At 75.4% G+C, this 19,313-nt stretch carries 19 protein-coding genes; 10 read left to right on the forward strand and 9 right to left on the reverse strand.

All coding sequences use genetic code 11. The annotated features are described in order from the left end of the window. Positions 1-14 precede the first annotated feature (14 nt). The 3 genes from GA0070620_RS04635 (at position 15) to GA0070620_RS04645 (ending at position 5,130) form a co-directional block, all read left to right on the forward strand. On the forward strand, positions 15-1,295 hold the full coding sequence (locus tag GA0070620_RS04635; RefSeq protein ID WP_091588710.1) for an ABC transporter substrate-binding protein: 1,281 nt from the start codon (positions 15-17) through the stop codon (positions 1,293-1,295). 270 nt (positions 1,296-1,565) lie between these two features. Then, positions 1,566-2,177 carry a TetR/AcrR family transcriptional regulator gene (locus GA0070620_RS04640; protein WP_091588711.1) on the forward strand — a complete coding sequence of 204 codons (612 nt, stop codon included), beginning with the start codon at positions 1,566-1,568 and terminating at the stop codon, positions 2,175-2,177. A 136-nt stretch (positions 2,178-2,313) separates the two neighbouring features. After that, positions 2,314-5,130, forward strand: a complete 2,817-nt coding sequence (locus GA0070620_RS04645; protein WP_091588712.1) for a helix-turn-helix transcriptional regulator — start codon at positions 2,314-2,316, stop codon at positions 5,128-5,130. A 19-nt stretch (positions 5,131-5,149) separates the two neighbouring features. Here the strand turns inward: GA0070620_RS04645 and GA0070620_RS04650 are convergent, their stop codons facing one another. Genes GA0070620_RS04650 through GA0070620_RS04660 form a run of 3 tightly spaced genes read right to left on the reverse strand, consistent with a single transcriptional unit; the run spans position 5,150 to position 8,357 of the window. Continuing rightward, entirely contained in the window at positions 5,150-6,223 is a 1,074-nt protein-coding gene (locus GA0070620_RS04650) for an alcohol dehydrogenase catalytic domain-containing protein (protein WP_091588713.1), read from the reverse strand. Continuing rightward, entirely contained in the window at positions 6,220-7,638 is a 1,419-nt protein-coding gene (locus tag GA0070620_RS04655; RefSeq protein ID WP_091588714.1) for an aldehyde dehydrogenase family protein, read from the reverse strand. Before GA0070620_RS04655 ends, GA0070620_RS04650 begins: the two co-directional genes overlap by 4 nt. A 53-nt stretch (positions 7,639-7,691) precedes the next feature. Continuing rightward, the gene (locus GA0070620_RS04660) at positions 7,692-8,357 is read right to left on the reverse strand and encodes a TetR/AcrR family transcriptional regulator (RefSeq protein ID WP_091588715.1); all 666 of its coding nucleotides are present in this window, start codon (positions 8,355-8,357) and stop codon (positions 7,692-7,694) included. 88 nt (positions 8,358-8,445) lie between these two features. On the opposite strand from GA0070620_RS04660, the gene GA0070620_RS04665 reads away from it, so the two are divergent. Together GA0070620_RS04665 and GA0070620_RS04670 are read left to right on the forward strand one after the other, a co-directional pair. Beyond that, on the forward strand, positions 8,446-9,618 hold the full coding sequence (locus tag GA0070620_RS04665; RefSeq protein ID WP_091588716.1) for an acyl-CoA dehydrogenase family protein: 1,173 nt from the start codon (positions 8,446-8,448) through the stop codon (positions 9,616-9,618). Beyond that, on the forward strand, positions 9,615-10,082 hold the full coding sequence (locus GA0070620_RS04670) for a MaoC family dehydratase (protein WP_091588717.1): 468 nt from the start codon (positions 9,615-9,617) through the stop codon (positions 10,080-10,082). The genes GA0070620_RS04665 and GA0070620_RS04670 overlap by 4 nt, the downstream gene beginning before the upstream one ends. Here GA0070620_RS04670 and GA0070620_RS04675 read toward each other — a convergent pair. Both GA0070620_RS04675 and GA0070620_RS04680 read right to left on the reverse strand, forming a co-directional pair. Then, complete coding sequence (locus tag GA0070620_RS04675; RefSeq protein WP_091588718.1) at positions 10,058-10,861, reverse strand: inositol monophosphatase family protein; 804 nt, start codon at positions 10,859-10,861, stop codon at positions 10,058-10,060. The two genes, GA0070620_RS04670 and GA0070620_RS04675, sit on opposite strands and share 25 nt — an antisense overlap. Before the next feature lie 23 nt (positions 10,862-10,884). Continuing rightward, on the reverse strand, positions 10,885-11,151 hold the full coding sequence (locus GA0070620_RS04680; protein WP_091588719.1) for a hypothetical protein: 267 nt from the start codon (positions 11,149-11,151) through the stop codon (positions 10,885-10,887). Between the two features lie 116 nt (positions 11,152-11,267). Here GA0070620_RS04680 and GA0070620_RS04685 point away from each other — a divergent pair, with 116 nt between their 5' ends. From GA0070620_RS04685 to GA0070620_RS04700, 4 genes are all read left to right on the forward strand, one after another. Next, positions 11,268-12,020: a DNA-formamidopyrimidine glycosylase family protein gene (locus GA0070620_RS04685; protein ID WP_091588720.1), complete on the forward strand. Its 753-nt coding sequence runs from the start codon at positions 11,268-11,270 to the stop codon at positions 12,018-12,020. Between the two features lie 85 nt (positions 12,021-12,105). Beyond that, positions 12,106-12,444, forward strand: coding sequence for a PadR family transcriptional regulator (locus GA0070620_RS04690; RefSeq protein WP_091588721.1), 339 nt, complete (start codon positions 12,106-12,108; stop codon positions 12,442-12,444). Beyond that, complete coding sequence (locus tag GA0070620_RS04695; protein ID WP_091588722.1) at positions 12,441-13,268, forward strand: ATP-binding cassette domain-containing protein; 828 nt, start codon at positions 12,441-12,443, stop codon at positions 13,266-13,268. Before GA0070620_RS04690 ends, GA0070620_RS04695 begins: the two co-directional genes overlap by 4 nt. Then, complete coding sequence (locus tag GA0070620_RS04700) at positions 13,265-13,954, forward strand: ABC transporter permease (RefSeq protein ID WP_091588723.1); 690 nt, start codon at positions 13,265-13,267, stop codon at positions 13,952-13,954. Before GA0070620_RS04695 ends, GA0070620_RS04700 begins: the two co-directional genes overlap by 4 nt. Before the next feature lie 21 nt (positions 13,955-13,975). On the opposite strand, the gene GA0070620_RS04705 is transcribed toward GA0070620_RS04700, so the two are convergent. The 4 genes from GA0070620_RS04705 to GA0070620_RS04720 form a co-directional block, all read right to left on the reverse strand. After that, positions 13,976-15,199, reverse strand: coding sequence for an RNA polymerase sigma factor (locus GA0070620_RS04705; protein ID WP_091588724.1), 1,224 nt, complete (start codon positions 15,197-15,199; stop codon positions 13,976-13,978). Positions 15,200-15,203: 4 nt separating this feature from the next. Then, positions 15,204-15,539, reverse strand: coding sequence for a YciI family protein (locus GA0070620_RS04710; RefSeq protein WP_091588725.1), 336 nt, complete (start codon positions 15,537-15,539; stop codon positions 15,204-15,206). Positions 15,540-15,655: 116 nt separating this feature from the next. Then, positions 15,656-17,365, reverse strand: coding sequence for an alkaline phosphatase family protein (locus GA0070620_RS04715; protein WP_197677548.1), 1,710 nt, complete (start codon positions 17,363-17,365; stop codon positions 15,656-15,658). Then, on the reverse strand, positions 17,365-18,237 hold the full coding sequence (locus GA0070620_RS04720; RefSeq protein ID WP_091588726.1) for a CDP-alcohol phosphatidyltransferase family protein: 873 nt from the start codon (positions 18,235-18,237) through the stop codon (positions 17,365-17,367). Before GA0070620_RS04720 ends, GA0070620_RS04715 begins: the two co-directional genes overlap by 1 nt. A 91-nt stretch (positions 18,238-18,328) precedes the next feature. Between GA0070620_RS04720 and GA0070620_RS04725 the strand changes: the two genes are divergently transcribed. Then, complete coding sequence (locus GA0070620_RS04725) at positions 18,329-19,309, forward strand: zinc-dependent alcohol dehydrogenase (protein WP_091588727.1); 981 nt, start codon at positions 18,329-18,331, stop codon at positions 19,307-19,309. Positions 19,310-19,313 lie beyond the last annotated feature (4 nt).

Genomic DNA, 19,313 nt, shown 5'->3' on the forward strand with positions numbered 1-19,313 from the left:
AGGCCGGTGTCCTCATGCACCGTTTCGCACGCGGCGGTCTCGCGATCGCCACCACCATGGCCCTGCTCGCCGCCGTCGGCTGCGGCGACGACGGCGGCTCCGGCACCGGGCGCGGGGCCGTGCCCGGCGTCACCGACACGGAGGTCGTGGTCGGCACCCACATGCCGCTCACCGGGCCGGCCTCGGCCGGCTACTCCAAGATCGCCCCGGCCACGAAGGCGTACTTCGACTTCGTGAACGCCAACGGCGGCGTGCACGGCCGGAAGATCACTTACAAGATCATGGATGACGGCTACAACCCGGCCAACACCCAGCAGGTCGTGCGCCAGCTCGTCCTCCAGGACCGGGTGTTCGCGATCCTCAACGGCCTGGGCACGCCGACCCACACCGGCGTTCTGGACTTCCTCAAGACCAACCGGGTGCCCGACCTCTTCGTCGCCTCCGGCAGCCGCAGCTGGGACCAGCCGGACAAGTATCCCGGCACGTTCGGCTTCAACCCGGACTACACCGTCGAGGGGAAGATCCTGGCCCAGTACGTGAAGACCAACCTGGCCGGCCAGAAGGTCTGCTTCCTCGGCCAGGACGACGACTTCGGCCGCGACAGTCTCGCCGGCGTGGAGAAGGTGCTCGGCGCCGCGGCGGTGGCGGTCAAGCAGACGTACGTCACCAGCAACACCAACGTCGCCCCGCAGATCGGCGCGTTCAAGGCGGCCGGGTGTCAGGTGGTCATCCTCGCCACCGTGCCGGGCTTCACCGCGCTGTCGATCGGCACGGCCGCCCGGCTCGGTTTCCGGCCGCAGTGGCTGGTCTCCAACGTGGGCGCCGACCACCCCACCCTCGCCAAGCAGCTCGGCGAGGCCGCGCCGCTGCTGGAGGGCATGGTCGGCACCAACTACCTGCCGATGCAGAACGACAGCGCCAACCCGTGGATCCAGCTCTTCACCCGGATCAACAAGGAACACAACGGCGACGCCCCGTTCGACGGCAACACCGTCTACGGCATGGCCGTCGGCTACCTCTTCGTGCAGGTGCTGCTCGCCGCCGGCAAGGACCTCACCCGCGAGTCGGTGCTCGACGCGGTCGCCAAGGGCGGCTTCCAGGGCCCCGGTCTGGCGCCCCTGCGGTTCTCCGCCACCGACCACTCCGGTTACGGCGGGCAGCGCCTGACCCGGGTCAGTGGGGGAGTGCAGAGCTACTTCGGGCCGACGTACGAGACCGACGAGGCGGACGGGCCGGTGAACGAGTACGCCGAAGCGCCGGCGGCGCCGCCGGCCAACGGCGTACCCACCACCTGACCGGCGGGCGACACCGGACCACCGGGCCCGGTCACGGCAGCGCTGCCGTGACCGGGCCCGGCCGTGTGCGGCGCCGTTGACCCGGCCGCGACCCCGCTCCTAGTATCTGCACTGTGAATGTATATATCCGCCGGGTTGCTTCCCTGGCCCACGCGGTCGGACGTGCCGCGCCGTGACCCCGCCCGGCGCACCGCCGCCGTCGATCATCGCGCGTCTAGACTCGCCGATGCCCGTGGAGCGGCCGCGGCGATGGTGAGAGGGCGAAGGCGGATGAGCGGGACGGAGGCGCCGGCACGGGTCGACGGGCGGACCGCCCGGGCCGAACGCACCCGGGCGGCGATCGTCGAGGCGCACCTCGCCCTGATCTCCGAGGGCGACCTCCGGCCGACCGGCGAGCGGATCGCCGAGCGGGCCGGCGTGTCCCTGCGCACCCTGTGGACCAACTTCAAGGACATGGAGACCCTCTTCGAGGCCAGCGGCGCGGAGGTGCTGCGGCAGCAGGACGCCGCGTACCGGCCGATCTCGCCGGCCCTGCCGCTGGGCCGGCGGGTCGACGCGTACTGCCGGCAGCGGGCGCGGCTGCTCCAGCTCATCGCCCCGTCGGCGCGCGCCGCCCAGATGCGCGAACCGGTCTCCGACCAGCTGCACCGCAACCGGCTCGTCCACGTCGCCCGGGTTCGCGACGAGGTCGAGCACCTCTTCGCCGTCGAGCTGGCGGAGGCCGGCGCGGGGCGCAAGCAGCTGGTGGACGCGATCGTCGCGGCGAGCATGTGGCCCGCCTGGTCGATGCTCCGCGACGGCCTCGGGTTGGGCGTGGACGCCGCGCGCGCGGTGATGTCCCGCACCGTGGGCGCGCTCCTGGCCGAGGTCGCGCCCCGCTGACCGGACCACCGGCCGGCGAGGTCGGCCGGCTGGCTGGGGCGGGCTCTCCCGGCCCGGTGAGGACCGCCGGTCGGTGCTGCCCACGGATCCGCCGTCGCCTCTTTCCAGCCGGTTACGAATAGGTGACACTGAATGCATGGTTAGTGCATCAAGAGTGCAAATAACCCTGATCCACGGTCGGGACGAGGAACGCCGCGCCGTGCGTCGGCTCCTCGACGAGGCGGCCACCTCCGGTGGCGCCCTGGTGCTCCACGGCGAGCCGGGATCCGGCCGCAGCACGCTGGTCGACCACGCGCACCGGCAGGCCACGGGCTTCACCGTCCTCGCCGGCGCCGGGCTCGTCGAGGAGGCGGGCCTGCCGTACGCCGGCCTGCAACGACTCCTCGACCCCGTGCTCGACCGCGCCGCCGCGCTGCCCGCCCCGCAGGCCCGCCTGCTGCGCCGGGCGCTGGCCGGCGCCGGCTGCCCCACGGAGCGCCGGCTGGCGCTCTGCCTGGCCGTGCTCCGGCTGCTCGCCACCGTCGCCCGGGACCGCCCCCTGCTGTGCACCGTGGACGACCTGGACCGGGGTGACCGGGCGAGCGCCCAGGCACTCACGTTCGTCGCCCGCCGGCTGGGCCGGCTACCGATCGCCGTCCTGCTCACCCAGGCGAGCGCCCCGCCCGCCGGGCTGCCGAGCCACCGGCTGCGCCCCCTCGGCGAGCGGGACGCCGCGGCGCTGCTGGCCGACCGGCTGCCCGAACCGCCGACCCCGTCGGTGACGGCGGCGCTCACCCTGGCCGCCGGCGGAAACCCACAGGCGCTGGTCGACCTGGCGGCGACCGTCACTCCGGAGCAGTGTCGCGGCGACGAGCCGCCCCCGGGGACGCCGCCGGTCGACGGGGCGCTGGGGCGCGCGTACCGGGCCCGGCTGGACCAGTTGCCCGCCGACACCCGCCGGGTGGTGCTGCTCGCCGCGCTCGACGAGGGCGGCGACCCGCGGACCCTGGTGCGGGCCGCCACCGCGGGCGGGATGACGATCGCCGCACTCGCCCCGGCCGAGGTCGCCGGCCTGGTCCGCGTGGCGGACGACCGGGTCACGTTCCCGCACCCGCTGGCGCGGGCCGTGGTCGTCGCCGCCGCGCCGCTGGCCGACCGGCGCGCGGCGCACCTGCTGCTCGCCGGTGTCCTCACCGACGGTCAGCGGCTGCGCCGGGCCCTGCACCGCTCGCACGCCGTCACCGACCCGGACCCGGCGCTCGCGACCGAACTGGTGGAGGCGGTGGCCGCCCTGGTCGACGCCGAACCCGGACCCGCCGCCGAGGTCGCACCCGGGTGCGACCCGGCGGTGGAGGGCGTCGGGGACGGCCGGTGGGCCGCCGCCTCGGCCGCCCTGGAGCGGGCCGCCGACCTCACCGGCGATCCTGCCCTCGCCGTGGACCGACGCCTGACCGCCGCCCGCTACGCCTGGTGGGCCGGCGCGGTGCCCCGGGCCCGGCGGCTGCTGGCGGGCCTCGGCGCCGGTCCCGTCCCGCCCGCCGTGGCGGCCCGAGCCGACCTGCTGAGCGGCGAGGTCGAGCTGCGCTGCGGCCGGGTGCCGGGAGCGGTGCCCACCCTGCGGGCCGCCGCGGACGCGCTGGCCGGCGGCGACCGGCCGCTGGCCCTGGCCGCGCTCGCCCGCGCGGGCGAGGCGGCGTGCTTCGCGGGCGAGCAGTACCGGTACGCCGACCTCGCCCGACGGGCCCGCCCGCTGACCCGCCCCGGTGACGAACCCGCCACCGCGCTGCTCACGGCCCACCTCGCCGGGGTGGCCGCGACGCTGCGCGGCGACCACGAACGGGCCGGACCCGCGCTGCGCCGGGTCGTCGTGCTCGGTGGGCGACTCGCCGGTCCGGCGCTCACCCCGTCGGCGCTGAACTGGGCCGCCTCGGCCGGCCTGCTTGTGGCCGTGGACGGCGCCGCGTACCGGCTCGCCGACCGCGCCGTCACGCTGGCCCGAGCCACCGGCGAGCTGTCCGCGCTGCCCCGGGCGCTGGAGCTGCGGGCGATCGCCGAATACTGGCTGGGCCGGCACGAGGCGGCCGCGGAGACCTCCCGCGACGGGCTGCGGCTCGCCCGGGCGACCGGCCAGGCCAACTGGGTCGACGTCCACCTGGGCATGCTCGCCGTGCTCGCCGCCGTCCGGGCCGACCGGGACACCAGCCTGCGTCGCGTCCGGGAGATGCGTCCCGAGCCGGCGCCCGGCAGCCGCCCGCACGCCCTCGCCGCCTGGGCCCTGGCCGTGCTCGATCTCGTCGACGGCCGGCACGCCGAGGCCGCCGACCGGTTGGCGTCCCTGGCCCGGCCCGGTAGCGGCCGGGGTCAGGTCCTGGTCCAGGTGATGGCCACCCCGTACCTGGTGGAGGCCGCCGCCCACCAGGCGCACCGCGCGGCGGCCACCGCCGCGCTCGCCGTCTTCGACCGGTGGGCCAGCAGCACCGCCAGCCCGACGCGGCACGCCCTGTCGGCCCGCTGCCACGCCCTGCTCGCGCCCCGGGGCAGCGCGGAGGCGGAGGACGCGTTCCGGACGGCGCTGCGGACGCACCCGGCGGAGGCCGGCCCGTTCGAGCGGGCGCGTACCGCGCTGCTGTTCGGCCGGGAGCTGCGCCGGGGCCGACGCCCCCGGGACGCGCGGGCGCACCTGCACGACGCCTGGGGCACGTTCACCCTGGTCGGCGCGACCGCCTGGGCCGAGCAGGCCACGGCCGAGCTGCGGGCGGCCGGCGAGTCGGTGGGCGTGCCCGACCCGGCCGCGGCGCGACTGCTGACCGGGCAGCAGCTGCGGATCGCGCGGCTGGTCGCCGAGGGCGCCACCAACCGGGAGGTCGCCGCCCGGATGTTCCTCTCCACCCGGACGGTCGACCACCACCTGCGCAACATCTTCCACCGCCTCGGCGTCCGCTCCCGCACCGAGTTGGCGCGCGCCCTTTCCTAGTAGCGGCGCCGCCTCGCGGTCAGGGCACGACGACGGTACGGGCGCCCTCGCCCCGGGCCATCCGCGCGAACGCCTCCGGCGCGCCCTCCAGGGTGGTGCGGTCGGTGATCAGGGGAGCGAGGTCGAGGGTGCCGTCGAGCACCGCCCGGGCCAGCTCCGGCAGGTCCCGGTCCGGGTCGGACGAGCCGTAGACCGACGAGCGCAGGGTGCGCGCCGAGTGGAAGATCTCCAACGCGCTGAGCGGGACCACGTCGTCGCGGGCGCCCATGCCCACGACGGTCACCTGCCCGCCGCGGCGCGCGGCCCGCCAGGCCGTGCGGATCGTCGCACCCCGCCCCACGCACTCGAAGGCGTGGTCGACGCCCCGCCCATCGGTGCGCTCGCGGACCGCGCGACTGAGCGTGTCGTCGGCGAGCAGGAACTCGGTGGCTCCGGCGGCGAGCGCCAGCGGCGCCTTGGCCGGTGACACGTCCACGGCCAGCACAGGGTCGGCGCCGGCGGCCCGGGCGGCACCGACCACCGACAGCCCCACCCCGCCGACGCCGACCACGGCGACCGACTCGCCCGGGGCGACGCGGGCCGTCCGGCGGACGGCGCCGACGCCGGTGAGCACGGCGCAGCCGAGCAGCGCGGCGGCCTCGAACGGCAGCTCGGCGGGGACCGGGATCACCGCCGCCTCGGGCACCAGCACCTCGTCGGCGAGGGCGCCGAGACCCAGCGTGACGTGCAGCTGCTCGCCGGTGGACGTCCAGCCCCGGGCGGCGGCGGGGGTTCCCCCGCGTACGCAGAGCCACGGCTCGCCGTGCCCGCAGTGCCAGCAGTCCCGGCAGGGCGGCGCCCAGTTCAGTACCACGTGGACGCCGGGCGCGACCCGGGTCACGTCCGCGCCGACCTCGGTCACCACGCCGGCCGCCTCGTGCCCCAGCGCCAGCGGGTACGGCGCCGCGAGGGTGCCGTTCACCATGGACAGGTCGGAGTGGCAGACCCCGGCGGCGCGGACGGCGACGCGTACGTCGCCCGGCCCCGGCGCCGGCAGCTCGACCTCCTCGACCAGGGGCGGCGCCCCGACCGCGCGGACGACCAGGGCCCTCACCGCTGGATCGCCTTGGTCTGCAGGTACTCGTCGAGACCGTAGCGGCCCAGCTCCCGGCCGATGCCGGACTGCTTGTAGCCGCCGAACGGGGCCAGCGGGTTGAACGGCGCGCCGTTGATGTCGACCGCCCCGGTCCGCATCCGCCGGGCGACCCGCAGCGCCCGGTCCTCGTCGGCGGACCAGACCGCCCCGGCCAGCCCGTAGCGCGAGTTGTTGGCCACCGCGACGGCGTGGTCGTCGTCCTCGACCGGGATCACCGCGAGCACCGGGCCGAAGACCTCCTCCTGGGCGAGCGCGCTGTCCGGGTCGACGTCACCGATCACGGTGGGTGCCACGAACCAGCCACGGTCGGGCACCGGCACCTCCGGCCCGCCGGCGACCAGCCGCCCGCCGTCGGCCAGACCGCGGTCGATGTGACCGCGGACCCGGTCGCGCTGGGCCGCCGACACCAGGGGGCCCAACCTGGTGGCGGGGTCGAACGGGTCGCCCAGCCGGTAGCCCTCGGCGGCCTTGGTGGCCAGCGCCAGCGCCTCGTCGTAGCGGGAGCGGTGCACCAGCATCCGGGTCCACGCCGTGCAGGTCTGCCCGGAGTTGAGGAACGCGTTGCCCACGCCGACCTTGACCGCCGTCGCCAGGTCCGCGTCGTCGAGGACGACGTTCGCGGACTTGCCGCCGAGTTCGAGCGCCACCCGGGCGATCCGGTCCGCGGCCAGGTGGGCGATCCGCCGGCCGGTCGCGGTGGAGCCGGTGAAGGAGACCAGGTCGACCTCCGGGTGCGCGGCGAGGGCCTCGCCGACGACCGGGCCGGTGCCGGTGACCAGGTTGACCACTCCCGGCGGGAGGCCGGCCTCGTGGACCGCGTCGAACAGCAGGTACGACACCAGCGGGGTCAGCTCGCTCGGCTTCAGCACCACCGTGCAGCCGGCGGCGAGGGCCGGGGCGAGCTTCGCCACCACCTGGTGCAGCGGGTAGTTCCAGGGGGTGATCGCGCCGACCACGCCGACCGGCTCGCGGGTAACCGTGGAGTTGCCCACCGTCTCGGGGGCGGGTGGGCGCGCGGCCAGCTCCACGTAGCTGTGCAGCACGGTGAGCGGCAGTCCGGCCTGCACCCGGGTGGCCACCTTCAGCGGCGTGCCGAGTTCCCGGGCGACGGTGCGGGCGATCTCGTCGGCCCGCGCGGAGAGCGCGGCGTGCAGCCGGTCGAGGTGCGCGGCGCGCTCCGCCGGTGCCGTCGCCGCCCACCCGTCGAAGGCGGCCCGGGCGGCGGCCACCGCGCGGTCGACCTCGGCGGCGGTGCCGGCCGGTACGGTCGCGAGGACCTCCTCGGTGGCCGGGTTGTGCACCGTGATGCCCGCCGGTTCGGCGGCGGCGACCCAGCGGCCGTCGAGGTAGTGGTCGGTGCGTGCGCGTTCCATCGCGTTCCTCACGTACGTCGCCCGGAAACTAGCAGTGCAAGTTTGGACCGACCCTAGTACGCGTCGACGTCCGACGGGAGGGGCGGCAGCGGCCCGACGTGCCGCTCGTAGGTGCGGGACAGCCCGTCGATGAGCGCGTCGAGGCCGAGCGTGAACGCCCCCTCGTCCACCTGCTGCTGGTGCTCGGCGAGCCGGTGCGCCTGCGTCAGGTGCGGGTACTGCTCGGAGTAGAGGGTCGGGTCCTCCACGAAGCCCCGGGCGAACGAGCCCAGCGCCGACCCGGCCACGAAGTAGCGCATCAGCGCGCCGATGTGGGTGGCCCGGGCGGGCGGCCACCCCGCGTCGACCAGGCCGCCGTAGACCGCGTCCGCCATGGTGAGCGCGGCCGGCCGACGGCCGGGCCCGCGGGCCAGGTACGGCACGATGTTCGGGTGCGCGGCGAGGGCGGACCGGTAGGAGTGCCCCCAGCGCCGCAGCGCCTCGCGCCAGTCGACGTGGCCGAAGAACGACACGTCGACCTGCTCGGTGAGGCTGTCGGCGACCGCGTCGAGGATCTCGTCCTTGGTGGCGAAGTGGTTGTAGAGGGACGGACCGCGCACGCCGAGTTCGGCGGCGAGCCGGCGCGTGGAGAAGGCCTCCAACCCGTCCGCGTCGATCAGCGCGGCGGCGGCCTCGACGATCCGCTGCCGGCTGAGCAGCGCCTGTCGTGGCCGGGGCATCCGATCCTCCTCCGCGTGGTGTCCGCCTGCGGAACTCTGCCACAGCCGGGTCTGGACGGACATAAACTTGCACCGCTAGTTTAAACGCATGGACTTCGCCCTATCCGATGAGCAACGGGCCATCCGCGACACGGCGCGCGACTTCATCGCCCGAGAGGTCATGCCGCTGGAACAGGAGCTGCTGCGGCGGGAGCGGGCACACCAGCCCGGCCTCGAGCGCAGCGAGCTGCGGGAGCTGCAACTGAAGGCGCGCAAGTTCGGCTTCTGGGGGCTCGCCACCCCCGAGGCGTACGGCGGCATGGACCTGCCGGCCGTCACGCAGTCCCTGATCTGGACCGAGATCGGCCGCTCGTTCGTGCCCTTCCGGTTCGGCGGGGAGGCCGACAACATCCTGTTCCACGCCAACGAGGAGCAGAAGCGGGAATACCTGCTGCCCACCATCGAGGGCGAGCGGTTGAGCTGCTTCGCGATCACCGAGCCGGGCGCCGGCTCCGACGCGGCCAACATCAAGCTCAGCGCCCGCCGCGACGGCGACGACTGGGTGCTCAACGGCGAGAAGACCTTCATCACCGGCGGCAACGAGGCCGACTTCGCCATCGTCATCGCGGTCACCGACCCGGAGAAGGGCGCCCGCCGGGGCGGCGCCACCGCGTTCCTCGTGGACCGGGCGATGGGCTGGCGGTCGGAGTTCATCCAGACCATGGGGGAGGGCGGTCCCGCCTCGCTCGTCTTCGACGACGTCCGGGTGCCCGCGCGCAACATCCTGGGCGAGCCGGGGCAGGGCTTCGCCCTCGGCATGGAGTGGATCGGCAAGGGGCGGTACACGATCCCCTCGCACGCCGTCGGCATCGCCGAGCGCGCCCTCGGCATGGCGATCGCCCAGGCCAACACCCGGGAGACCTTCGGTCGGCCGATCGGCGAGAACCAGGCGATCCAGTGGATGATCGCCGACTCGGAGACCGAGCTGGAGGCCGCCCGCTGGCTCATCCTGCGCGCCGCCTGGACGGTGGACCAGGGCCTGGACCCCCGGCACGCGTCGTCCATGGCGAAGCTCTACGGCGCCGGCATGGTCAACCGGGTGGTGGACCGGGTGCTCCAGATCCACGGCGGCATGGGCTACACCCGGGAGCTGCCCGTCGAGCGGTGGTACCGGCAGGTCCGGCTCTACCGGATCTTCGAGGGCACCGACGAGATGCAGCGCCTGATCATCTCCCGCGACCTGCTGCGCGGCTACACGAAGATCGGCGGGCACCTGGCATGAGGATCTTCGCCTCGCTGGACGAGCTGGCCGCGGCGGTCGGCGAGACCGTCGGCCCCGGCCCCTGGCAGCCGATCGACCAGAAGCGGGTCGACCTGTTCGCCGACGCCACCGACGATCACCAGTGGATCCACGTCGACCCGGAGCGGGCCGCGGCCGGCCCGTTCGGCGGCACCGTCGCCCACGGCTACCTGACGCTCTCCCTCCTGCCGGCGCTGGTCGGCGCGCTCTACCGCGTCGACGGGGTGGGGATGGGCGTCAACTACGGGCTCAACCGGGTGCGGTTCCCCGCCCCCGTCCGGGTCGGCAGCCACGTACGAGCCATGGCGACCCTCGCCGACGTGTCCCCCGTGGACGGCGGCGTGCAGGTGGTCAACACCGTGGTCGTCGAGACCGACGCGGGTGGCAAACCGGCCTGCGTCGCCGAGACGGTCAGCCGCCTCTACCGGGCGCCCGCGCTGAGCTGATCGTCGACGAGCGCCAGCAGGGCGGCGTGCGTCGGCCGGTCGGCCGCCACCACCAGCCCACCGACCCCGGTGTGCGGGGGCTGCCCGGCGAGGCCGGTCACCACGCAGCCGGCCGCCCGGCACAGGGCGATCCCGGCGGCGAAGTGCACGCTGTCCTGCAGGTGCCCGTCGGTGACGTACGCGGCGCGGCGCCCGGCCGCCACCCACGCCACCGCGAGGGTGGTGGAGACCACACGGGGACGGAAACGCTCGACGAACCCGTCGTGCGCCAGGAGGCGGACGGCGCGGAAGCCGGGACCGTTCGGGAACGGCGGGTCGAGGTTGACGTCCACCAGCCGCGAGTCGGCGGTGGGCGTCAGCGCCTCGTCCACGCCGTCGCGCCGCACGTACGCGCCGGAGCCGTCGGTCCAGAACACCTCACCGGCGAACGGGTCGGCGCAGGCCGCCACCGTGACGCCGCCGCTCGTGCGCAGGGCGACGTTCACCGCGACCAGCATGCTCCGCGCGGCGTAGTTGAGCGTGCCGCAGAGCGGGTCGACCAGCCAGGTGCGCCCCGCCCCGCCGGCCCCTGTGCGGCCACTCTCCTCGCCGACGACGGCGTCGTCCGGTCGGGCCGCCCGGAGGAGGTCGACGACGGCGCGCTCCGCCTCGATGTCGGCCTCGGTCGCGAAGTCGCCGGCGGACTTCTCGACACGTGCCAACGGCCCGCCGTACCGGGCGCGCACGACGGCCGCCCCGGCCGCCGCGGCCGCCACCACCAGGTCCCCGTCCGTGATCACGCGTCGACCCTAGTGGCTCGGCGTCAGCGGCGGTGGTCCTCGTCGTCCGGGATGATCGACTCGCGTTGTTCGAGGGCGTCCGCCGGGTTCGCGTCCTCGGGCAGGGCGGTGCGCAGGTCCTGCTCGCCGGCCGGCGGCGAGCCCTGCTCCGCGACGTCCGCGTCGCTGGCCTCCAGCGGCGGGGTCGTCGGGGTGACGTCCTGCGCCGAGTCGTCCACGACCGTCTGGCGCTGCTCCAGGGCGTCCGCCTCGGGCGGCTCGCGCAGCGGGTCGTCCGGGTTGACCGTCATCTCGCATCCCCTCCGGAGGGCTGATCGTGCGGGCGCGTCCGTCCCTTAGTTCCCCCGTGACGGGCCGGAAACCCGGGCATCGGGGGTGAAACGGGCGGTACCGGGTACCCGCCGGCATGCCCGAGGGTCACCTGATCCACCGGTACGCACGCGAGCAGGACGCCGCGCTCGCCGGCCGCGTGCCCGCGCTGTCCAGCCCTCAGGGCCGCTTCGACCCGGGCCCGTACGCGGGACGCGCGCTGCGGACGGTCGAGGCGTACGGCAAGCACCTGCTCTACCACTTCGACGACAGCCCGACGCTGCACGTGCACCTCGGCATGCGGGGCCTCTTCCTGCGCCACGCCGATCCGGCCGTGCCGCCGCGCGGGGGAGTGCGACTGCGGCTGGCCACCGACGCGGTCGCGTACGACCTGATCGCGCCGATCCGGTGCGAGCCGCTCCCGGACGACGGCGTACGCGCGCTGCGGGCCTCGCTCGGCCCCGACCCGCTGCGGGCCGACGCCGACGCCGCGGAGGCGGTACGCCGGCTGGCCGCGAGCAGCGGCGCGGTCGGCGCGGCCGTGCTCGACCAGTCGGTCTGGGCGGGCATCGGCAACGCCTGGCGCGCGGAGCTGCTCTTCCTCGCCGGTCTCGACCCGGACGCGCGCCGGCCCGGCCCGGAGGTCGCGCGGCGGCTGTGGGACCTGGCGGTGCGGTACCTGGCGCTCGGGCGGGACGCCGGCCAGGTGGTCAGCGACCCGGACCTGCCCGACGAGCGCTGGGTCTACAAGCGTGAGACGTGCCGACGGTGCGGCGCGCCGGTGCGCCGCTGGGACCTGGGCGCGCGGACCGCGTACGCCTGCCCGGTGGACCAGCCCGCTGCCAACTAGGTTGTTGCGCTATCTAGGTTGCCGCACTATGGTCCGTCCATGATCTCTCCGACGTCGCGCGCCGCGCGGTCGCGGTAGGGGCGCGATGGACCAGGAGCGACGGGCGCAGTGGCTGCGGGGGGTCCTCGACCTCTGCGTGCTCGCGCTGCTGCGCCGGCGCGAGTCCTACGGCTACGAGCTGTCGCAGGCGCTGCGGGCCCACGGGCTCGGCAGCGTGCAGGGCGGCACCCTCTATCCGGTGCTGCTGCGGCTGCAGCGCTCCGGCCTGGTCACCGCGCACTGGCGCGAGGGCGAGACGGGCCCCGCCCGCAAGTACTACCGGATCAGCCCGGCCGGCAGCGCGACGCTGCGCACGGCCGGCACCGACTGGACCGCCTTCGCCGCGAGCGTGGGCGCGATCATGAGCGAGGAGCCGATGCGGTGAACCACAACGCCTGGCTCGCCGCCCTCACCGGCGAACTGCGCCGGCACGGGGTGGGGCCCGACCTGACCGGTCACGTCGTCGCCGAGGCGGCCACCCACCTCGCCGAGAGCGGGGAGCCGCCACTGCGCGTGTTCGGCCCGCCCGAGGCGTACGCCCGGGCGGTCGCCGACAGCCTCGGCGGGCCCGACCAACGCCCGCCGCGACGGCAGCCCGGCCCGGTCCGGCTCGTCGCGAGCGGGATCAGCAAGCGCTACCGGGGCCGCACCGTCCTCGACCGGGTCGACCTCACCGTCCGCGCCGGACAGATCGCCGCCGTCGTCGGCGCGAACGGCGCCGGGAAGAGCACCTTCCTGCGCATCTGCGCCGGGATCGTCAGCCCCGACGCGGGCACCGTGGACGTCCACGGCACCCTCGGCTACTGCCCGCAGGACGGCGGCACCGCCGAGTTCCTCGACCCCGACGAGCACTTCGTGCTGGTGGGCGCCGGTCGCGGGCTCACCCGCGGCGCCGCCCGCCGGGCCGGCCGCTCCGGGGCCGCCGCCCTCGACTGGTCGCCGCCGGGTGGCACCCAGGCGCGGCACCTCTCCGGCGGCACCCGGCAGAAACTCAACCTCGTCCTCGCCCGCCTCGGCGAGCCGGACGTGCTGCTGCTCGACGAGCCCTACCAGGGCTTCGACCGGGGCACCTACCTCGACTTCTGGCACGAGGTGTGGCGGTGGCGCGACGCCGGCAAGGCCATCGTCGTCGTCACCCACCTGCTCAACCAACTCGACCGCGTCGACCTCGTGCTCGACCTGACCGGCGTGAGGGAGCACCGCGCATGACCAGGATCCTCGTGGTGGCCGAGAGCGCGCTGCGCGAACTGCTGCGCCGCCGCTCCGTGCTGGTGATCCTCCTGCTGCTGCCGCTGGCCTTCTACCTCAGCCGCCGCGGCGACCACCTCGGCCAGTCCATCCGCTTCGTCTGCCTCGGGCTGGGCTGGGCGTTGAGCACCGCCGCGCTGTTCGCCGGCAGCGCGGCCCGGGGGATGGAACCCCGGCTGCGGCTGTCCGGCTACCGCAGCGCGCACCTGGTGGCCGGTCGGCTGCTCGCCCTGTGGACGGTGGGCGTGCTGCTATCCGTGCCGTACTACGTGCTCATCCTCGTCGACCAGCACGACGTCCGTTACGGCGCCATCGCCCTCATCATGGCGCTGATGGTCGCGGTGGCCGCACCCTTCGGCCTGTTGCTGAGCGCGGTGCTGCCCCGGGAGTTGGAGGGGACACTGGTGCTGCTGACCGTGGTCGGGCTCCAGATGGTGATGGACCCGGCCGACACCGCCTCCCGGGCGCTGCCGTTCTGGTTCAGCCGCGAGATCGCCACCTACGCGATCGACCACACCGACGGCGGCTACCTCACCCGCGGGCTCACCCAGGGCGTCGCGTTCGCCGTCGCGCTCACCGTGGCCGTGGTCGTCGCCGCCGCCGTCCGGCTGCGCCAGCGACGCCACCTGCGACTCGTCGGGGCCTGACCGGCGGCTGACCCGGTGCGGTCACACCCCGCCCCGGGTCAGCTCGTCCGCCCGGGCGGTCAGTGCCCGGCGTTCGGCCGGCGCAGCGCTCAGCGCGGCGGCCCGCCGGAACAGGGACGCGGCGTGGACCGGGTCGCCCCCACGGGCGGTCAGCTCGGCCTCCACGGCGAGCGTCGAAGGATAGCCGTCGAGGAGCCCGCCGGCGCGGGCCTGGGCGAGCAGTGCCAGCCCGCTCGCCGGCCCGTACGCGAAGCCGTGCGCCACCGCCCGGTTCAGCCGCACCACCGGCGACGGCTGTCGCTCGGCGAGCCGGTCGTACCAGCCCGCGATGGCCGCCCAGTCGGTGTCCGCGCCATCCCGGGCGGTGGCGTGGCAGGCGGCGATGTGCGCCTGGAGGGCGTACGGCCCCGTCGTGCCGGCACGGGTCAGCGTCGCGAGCCCCTCCGCGATGGCGGCGTGGTCCCAGCGGGAGCGGTCCTGCCGGTCGAGGGTGACCAGGTCACCGGCGGCGTCCCGCCGCGCGGCGCGACGGGAGTGCTGGAGCAGGAAGAGCGCGAGCAGCCCGGCGACCTCCGGCTGCCCGGGCAGGAGCCGGTCGACCAGCCGGGCCAGCCGGATCGCCTCGTCGGCGAAGGCGGGCTCGCCGTCTGCGTCGTATCCCCGGGTGAAGAGCAGGTAGAGCACGGCCAGCACGCCGGGCAGCCGCTCCACGAGCATCGGCCCGTCCGGCACCCGGTACGGGATGCGGGCCTGCGCGATCTTCGCCTTGGCGCGGGTCAGTCGCCGGGTCATCGTCGACTCGGTGACCAGGAAGGCGCGGGCGATGTCGGCGGTGGCGACCCCGCAGACGGTACGCAGGGTGAGCGCCACCCGTGCCTCCATCGCCAGGGCCGGGTGGCAGCAGGTGAAGACGAGTCGCAGCCGGTCGTCCACCAGATCCTCCTGCCCGGCGTCGGGCGGGGGTGTCACCTGCTCGTCGAGCAGCGCCAACTCCCGCAGCTTGCGACGTTCGGTGTCGGCGCGCCGCAGCACGTCGACGGCCCGGTTCCGGGCGACCGTCATCAGCCAGCCGCCCGGATTCGCGGGCACACCGTCCCGGGGCCAACGCTCCACCGCCAGCGCCAGGGCCTCCTGGGCGCAGTCCTCGGCGAGCGTCCAGTCGCCGGTGACCCGGATCAACGCGGCCACGATCCGCCCGAAGGACTCCCTGGTCGCGTCGGCCACCGCCCGGGACGGATCCGTCACCGGGTCAGGCGTCCGGGTCGGCGAACGGGCGCAGCTCGATCCGGCCCTCGTACGCCATGGGGTGGCTGCGGGCGACCTCGATCGCCTCGTCCAGGTCGGCGCACTCCAGCAGGTCGAAACCCACGATCACCTCCTTGGTCTCGGCGAACGGGCCGTCGGTGACGAGCAGTTCGCCGTCGCGGACGCGGACCGTCGTGGCCGCGTCCGGAGCGGCGAGCCGGTCGCCCGCGAGGCGCTGGCCCCGGGCGTCGCGCTCGGCGACCCACCGCTCGATGTCCGGCGCCGCGGTCGGGTCGGCGTCCGGCTCGGTGTCGGTGCAGACCAACATCAGGTACTTCATGTCGCACTCCTCGGTGTGGTGATTCCACCAGGGTGACGATCGGGCGGACCGTTTCCGGACAGCCACCCCGTGACATTTTCCGCACCGGTGTTCGCGTGCCGCGGCGGCCCCTCGGGTCAGCGGGCCGGCGGCGCGGCGACCGGGGGCACCGACGGGCCGAACGCGGTCAGGAACCGGTCGCGGAAGGCGTCCATCGGCCAGACCGGAGCGTCCTTCCCGGGGCGCAGCCCCTCCTGCCAGCCCCACCCGGCGATCCGGTCGAGGAGCGTCGCGTCCCGGGCCACGATCGTGATCGGCACGTCCCGGCTCGCGCCCGGCCCGGTCACCACCGGCGCCGGCTGGTGGTCACCGAGGAAGACCAGCACCAGGTCGTCGTCGCCGTACGTCTCGACGTAGGAGACCAGGGTCTCCAGCGAGTACGCGATCGCCTGCCGGTAGCCCGCGCGCACCTGCGCCGTACCCCGGCTGTCGGCGTCCTCGTCCGGGTCCTCGGTGACGGCCGCGGCGTGGGCGAACACCGAGCCGTCGCCGACGTCGTCCCAGGGGACCAGGCGCGGGATGGCCGTCCACGGCGAGTGGCTGGAGATCAGCGGGATCTCCGCCATCAGCGGCGGACGGTCCGCCCGGCCACGTTCGGTGCGCTCGAAGGCGGCGAGGGTGTACTGGTCCGGCATCGGCGCGTAGCTGAACTTCGGTCCGCGATAGCCGAGCTGCTCGGTGTCGTAGTAGCCGTCGTAGCCGAAGAAGGCGCCCTCCGGCCAGGGCTGCGTGGCCGCCGGCATGACGCCCACCGTCCGCCAGCCGGCCCGCCGGAACGCGCCGTTGAGGGTGAGCCGATCGCTGGCGAGCAGGCTGCGGTGGCGCTGCTCGTTGTCGATCCACAGACCGGACAGCAGCGTGTCGTGGGCCAGCCAGCTTCCGCCACCCGCCGTGGGTGAGCTGAGGAAGCCGCTGCGGGAGGCGTACCCCTTCGCCCGCAGCCGCCGGTCACCGGCGTCGAGCAGCGGCCCGATCTCGCCGGCGAACTCCGGGTCCTCGACGGCGTCCCGCCCGTAACTCTCCACGAACGCCAGCACCACGTCCTTGCCCCGCAGCCCGGTCAGCAGCTGGTCGCCCGGCAGGTCCTGGAACGGGTCCGTGGCCAGCTCGGTGGCGAACCTCGTGCCGTCGGTGAGCCGGTCCCGCACCTGGCCGGCGTGCGCGGCGACGAGCGCGGACGCGCCGGTGTCGGCGACCGGCACGCCGGGCGCGACCCGGACGCCGAACGCGGCGCAGGCCACCCAGGCGACGGTCAGCGCCGCGACGGCCCGGGTCGCGGGCCGTTCGTGCCGCGCCAGCAGCCGGGCCAGCCGGCGCACCGCGAGGGTCATCAGCACCAGCAGGGCGGCGGTGAGCAGCAGCGCGCCCGCGGCGGCCCCGACGGCCCCGGCCCGGCCGAAGGAGTCGCGGAGGAAGCCGAACGCGTCGTCCAGCAGCCCCCAGTCGAGCACCAGGTCGAACGGCCGGTCCAGCGCCGAGCGGAAGCCCAGGTCGGCCAGCTTCAGCACGGCCAACAGGCCGAGCAGCGGCCCGAGCAGCGCGACGGCCAGCCGCCGCCCCCGGGTCGGCAGGGCGAGCAGCAGCGCGACCGCCAGCAGACCCTCCAGCGGGATGCGCAGGAACGTCGCGGGCCGCACCTGGTCGGGCCGGTCCGGCGCGACCAGCACGGCGAGCACCAGCACGCCGGCCAACACGGTGAGCGCCCCGGCGGCCACCGGCCGGACGCGACCGCCGCGGTCGGTGGGTTCGGTGCGGTCGGCGACGGTGTCCCGGGTGGGCCCGGGCATCAGCGCAGCCACCGGTCGGTGGGGGCGCCGCCGGCCACCAGCGCCGGCGGTCGGGCCGCCAGCGCGCCCACCGGCGTCGGCGGTCGGGCCGTCGTGACGCCTACCGGCGCCCGACGGGAGGCCGCGCGCGCCGCCTCGGCGCCGGTCGCCACCGGAACCGGCGACACCACCGGCCGGGTACGCGACGCGCGGTGCCGCCACAGCCACAGCACGTCGCGGCCGAACGACTCCACGAGCAGCACCAGCGCGGCGGCGAGCAGCAGCCGCGTCGACCAGCCCGGCAGCAGACCGGCGGCGGCCACCGCCAGCACCACGCCCTGCGTCGCGGCCACCACCTTGCGCCACGGCCGGGGCGGCAGCGTGCCGCGCATCCACGGCAGCGCCCACCCGGCCGCGACGAACGCGTAGCGCATCCCACCCAGGGTCAGGACCCAGGCTCCGGCGTCCGGCGCCACGTACGCGCAGAGCACCATCAGCAGGAACGCGTCGATCTCCATGTCGAAGCGGGCGCCCAGCGCGCTGACCGTCCCGGTCCGGCGGGCCACCCGCCCGTCGACCCAGTCCAGCAGCAGCGCCACGGCGGTGAGGGTGACCAGCAGCGCGACGGGCGCGGGCCGGCGGAACGCGTCCACGGTCAGGGCGGTGACGGCGCCGACCAGCACGGCCCGGGTCAGGGTCACCCGGTCGGCCGGGCCGAGCCGGGCGGCGCCGGCGCGGCGCAGACCCCGGGTGAGCAGGACGCAGGTGACCACGCCGTACGTGGCGCCGGCCAGCAGACCCGCCGCGCCCACGCCGACCGTGCCGGCCAGCACACCGAGCAGGACGAGCTGGGCGCCGAGCCCGACCAGTGGACCGTTTCGAACTGTGGGCACCGTTCCTCCGTGTTTATGATCGACGACCCTGACAGGGAACACGGACGGCGAGGTCGTTCGGTTCGGTCGGACGCGAGACGAGGAGCAGTAGGTGACCCGTGAGGCGCACGCCTTCTGGCTCCGGACGCCGGGCGAGGGGGAGATCCGGCCGGTGACCCTGTCCACGCCCGGACCGGACGAGGTGCGCGTCCGCACCCGCTACACCGGGGTGAGCCGGGGCACCGAGACGCTGGTCTTCGGCGGCCGGGTGCCCGCCGACCAGTACGACGTGATGCGCGCGCCCTTCCAGGAGGGTGACTTCCCGGCGCCGGTGAAGTACGGCTACCTCAACGTCGGCGAGGTCGAGGAGGGCCCGGCGCGGCTGCGTGGCCGGACCGTGTTCTGCCTGTACCCGCACCAGACCGGGTACGTGGTGCCGGCCCACGCGGTCGTCCCGGTGCCCGAGGGGGTGCCGCCCGCCCGGGCGGTGCTCGCGGGGACGGTGGAGACCGCGGTGAACGCGCTGTGGGACGCGCCCCCGCTGATCGGTGACCGGATCACCGTGGTCGGGGCCGGCATGGTCGGCTGCGGCGTCGCGGCCCTGCTCGCCCGGTTCCCCGGCGTCCACGTCGAACTCGTCGACACCGACCCGGGCCGGGCCGCCGTCGCCGGGGCGCTCGGCGTCGACTTCGCCGCGCCGGACGACGCCGCGAGCGGCCGGGACCTCGTCGTGCACGCCAGCGCCACCGGGGCGGGCCTGCAACGGTCGCTGGAGCTGCTGCGTCCGGAGGGAACCGTCGTGGAGCTGAGCTGGTACGGCGACCGGCCGGTGGAGCTGTCGCTGGGCGGGGCGTTCCACAGTGGCCGGCTCACCGTCCGCGGCAGCCAGGTCGGCACGATCGCGCCGGCCCGGCGGGCCACGCGTACCTTCGGTGACCGGCTCGCGCTCGCCCTCGACCTGCTCGACGACCCGGTGTTCGACGCGCTGATCACCGGTGCGTCCCGCTTCACCGACCTGCCCGACGTGCTGCCCCGCCTGACTTCGGGCGAGCTGCCCGCCCTCTGCCACCTCATCACCTACGACGGGGAGTGATTCC

The organism is Micromonospora krabiensis, assembly GCF_900091425.1.
In the GTDB taxonomy this organism is placed as follows: domain Bacteria; phylum Actinomycetota; class Actinomycetes; order Mycobacteriales; family Micromonosporaceae; genus Micromonospora; species Micromonospora krabiensis.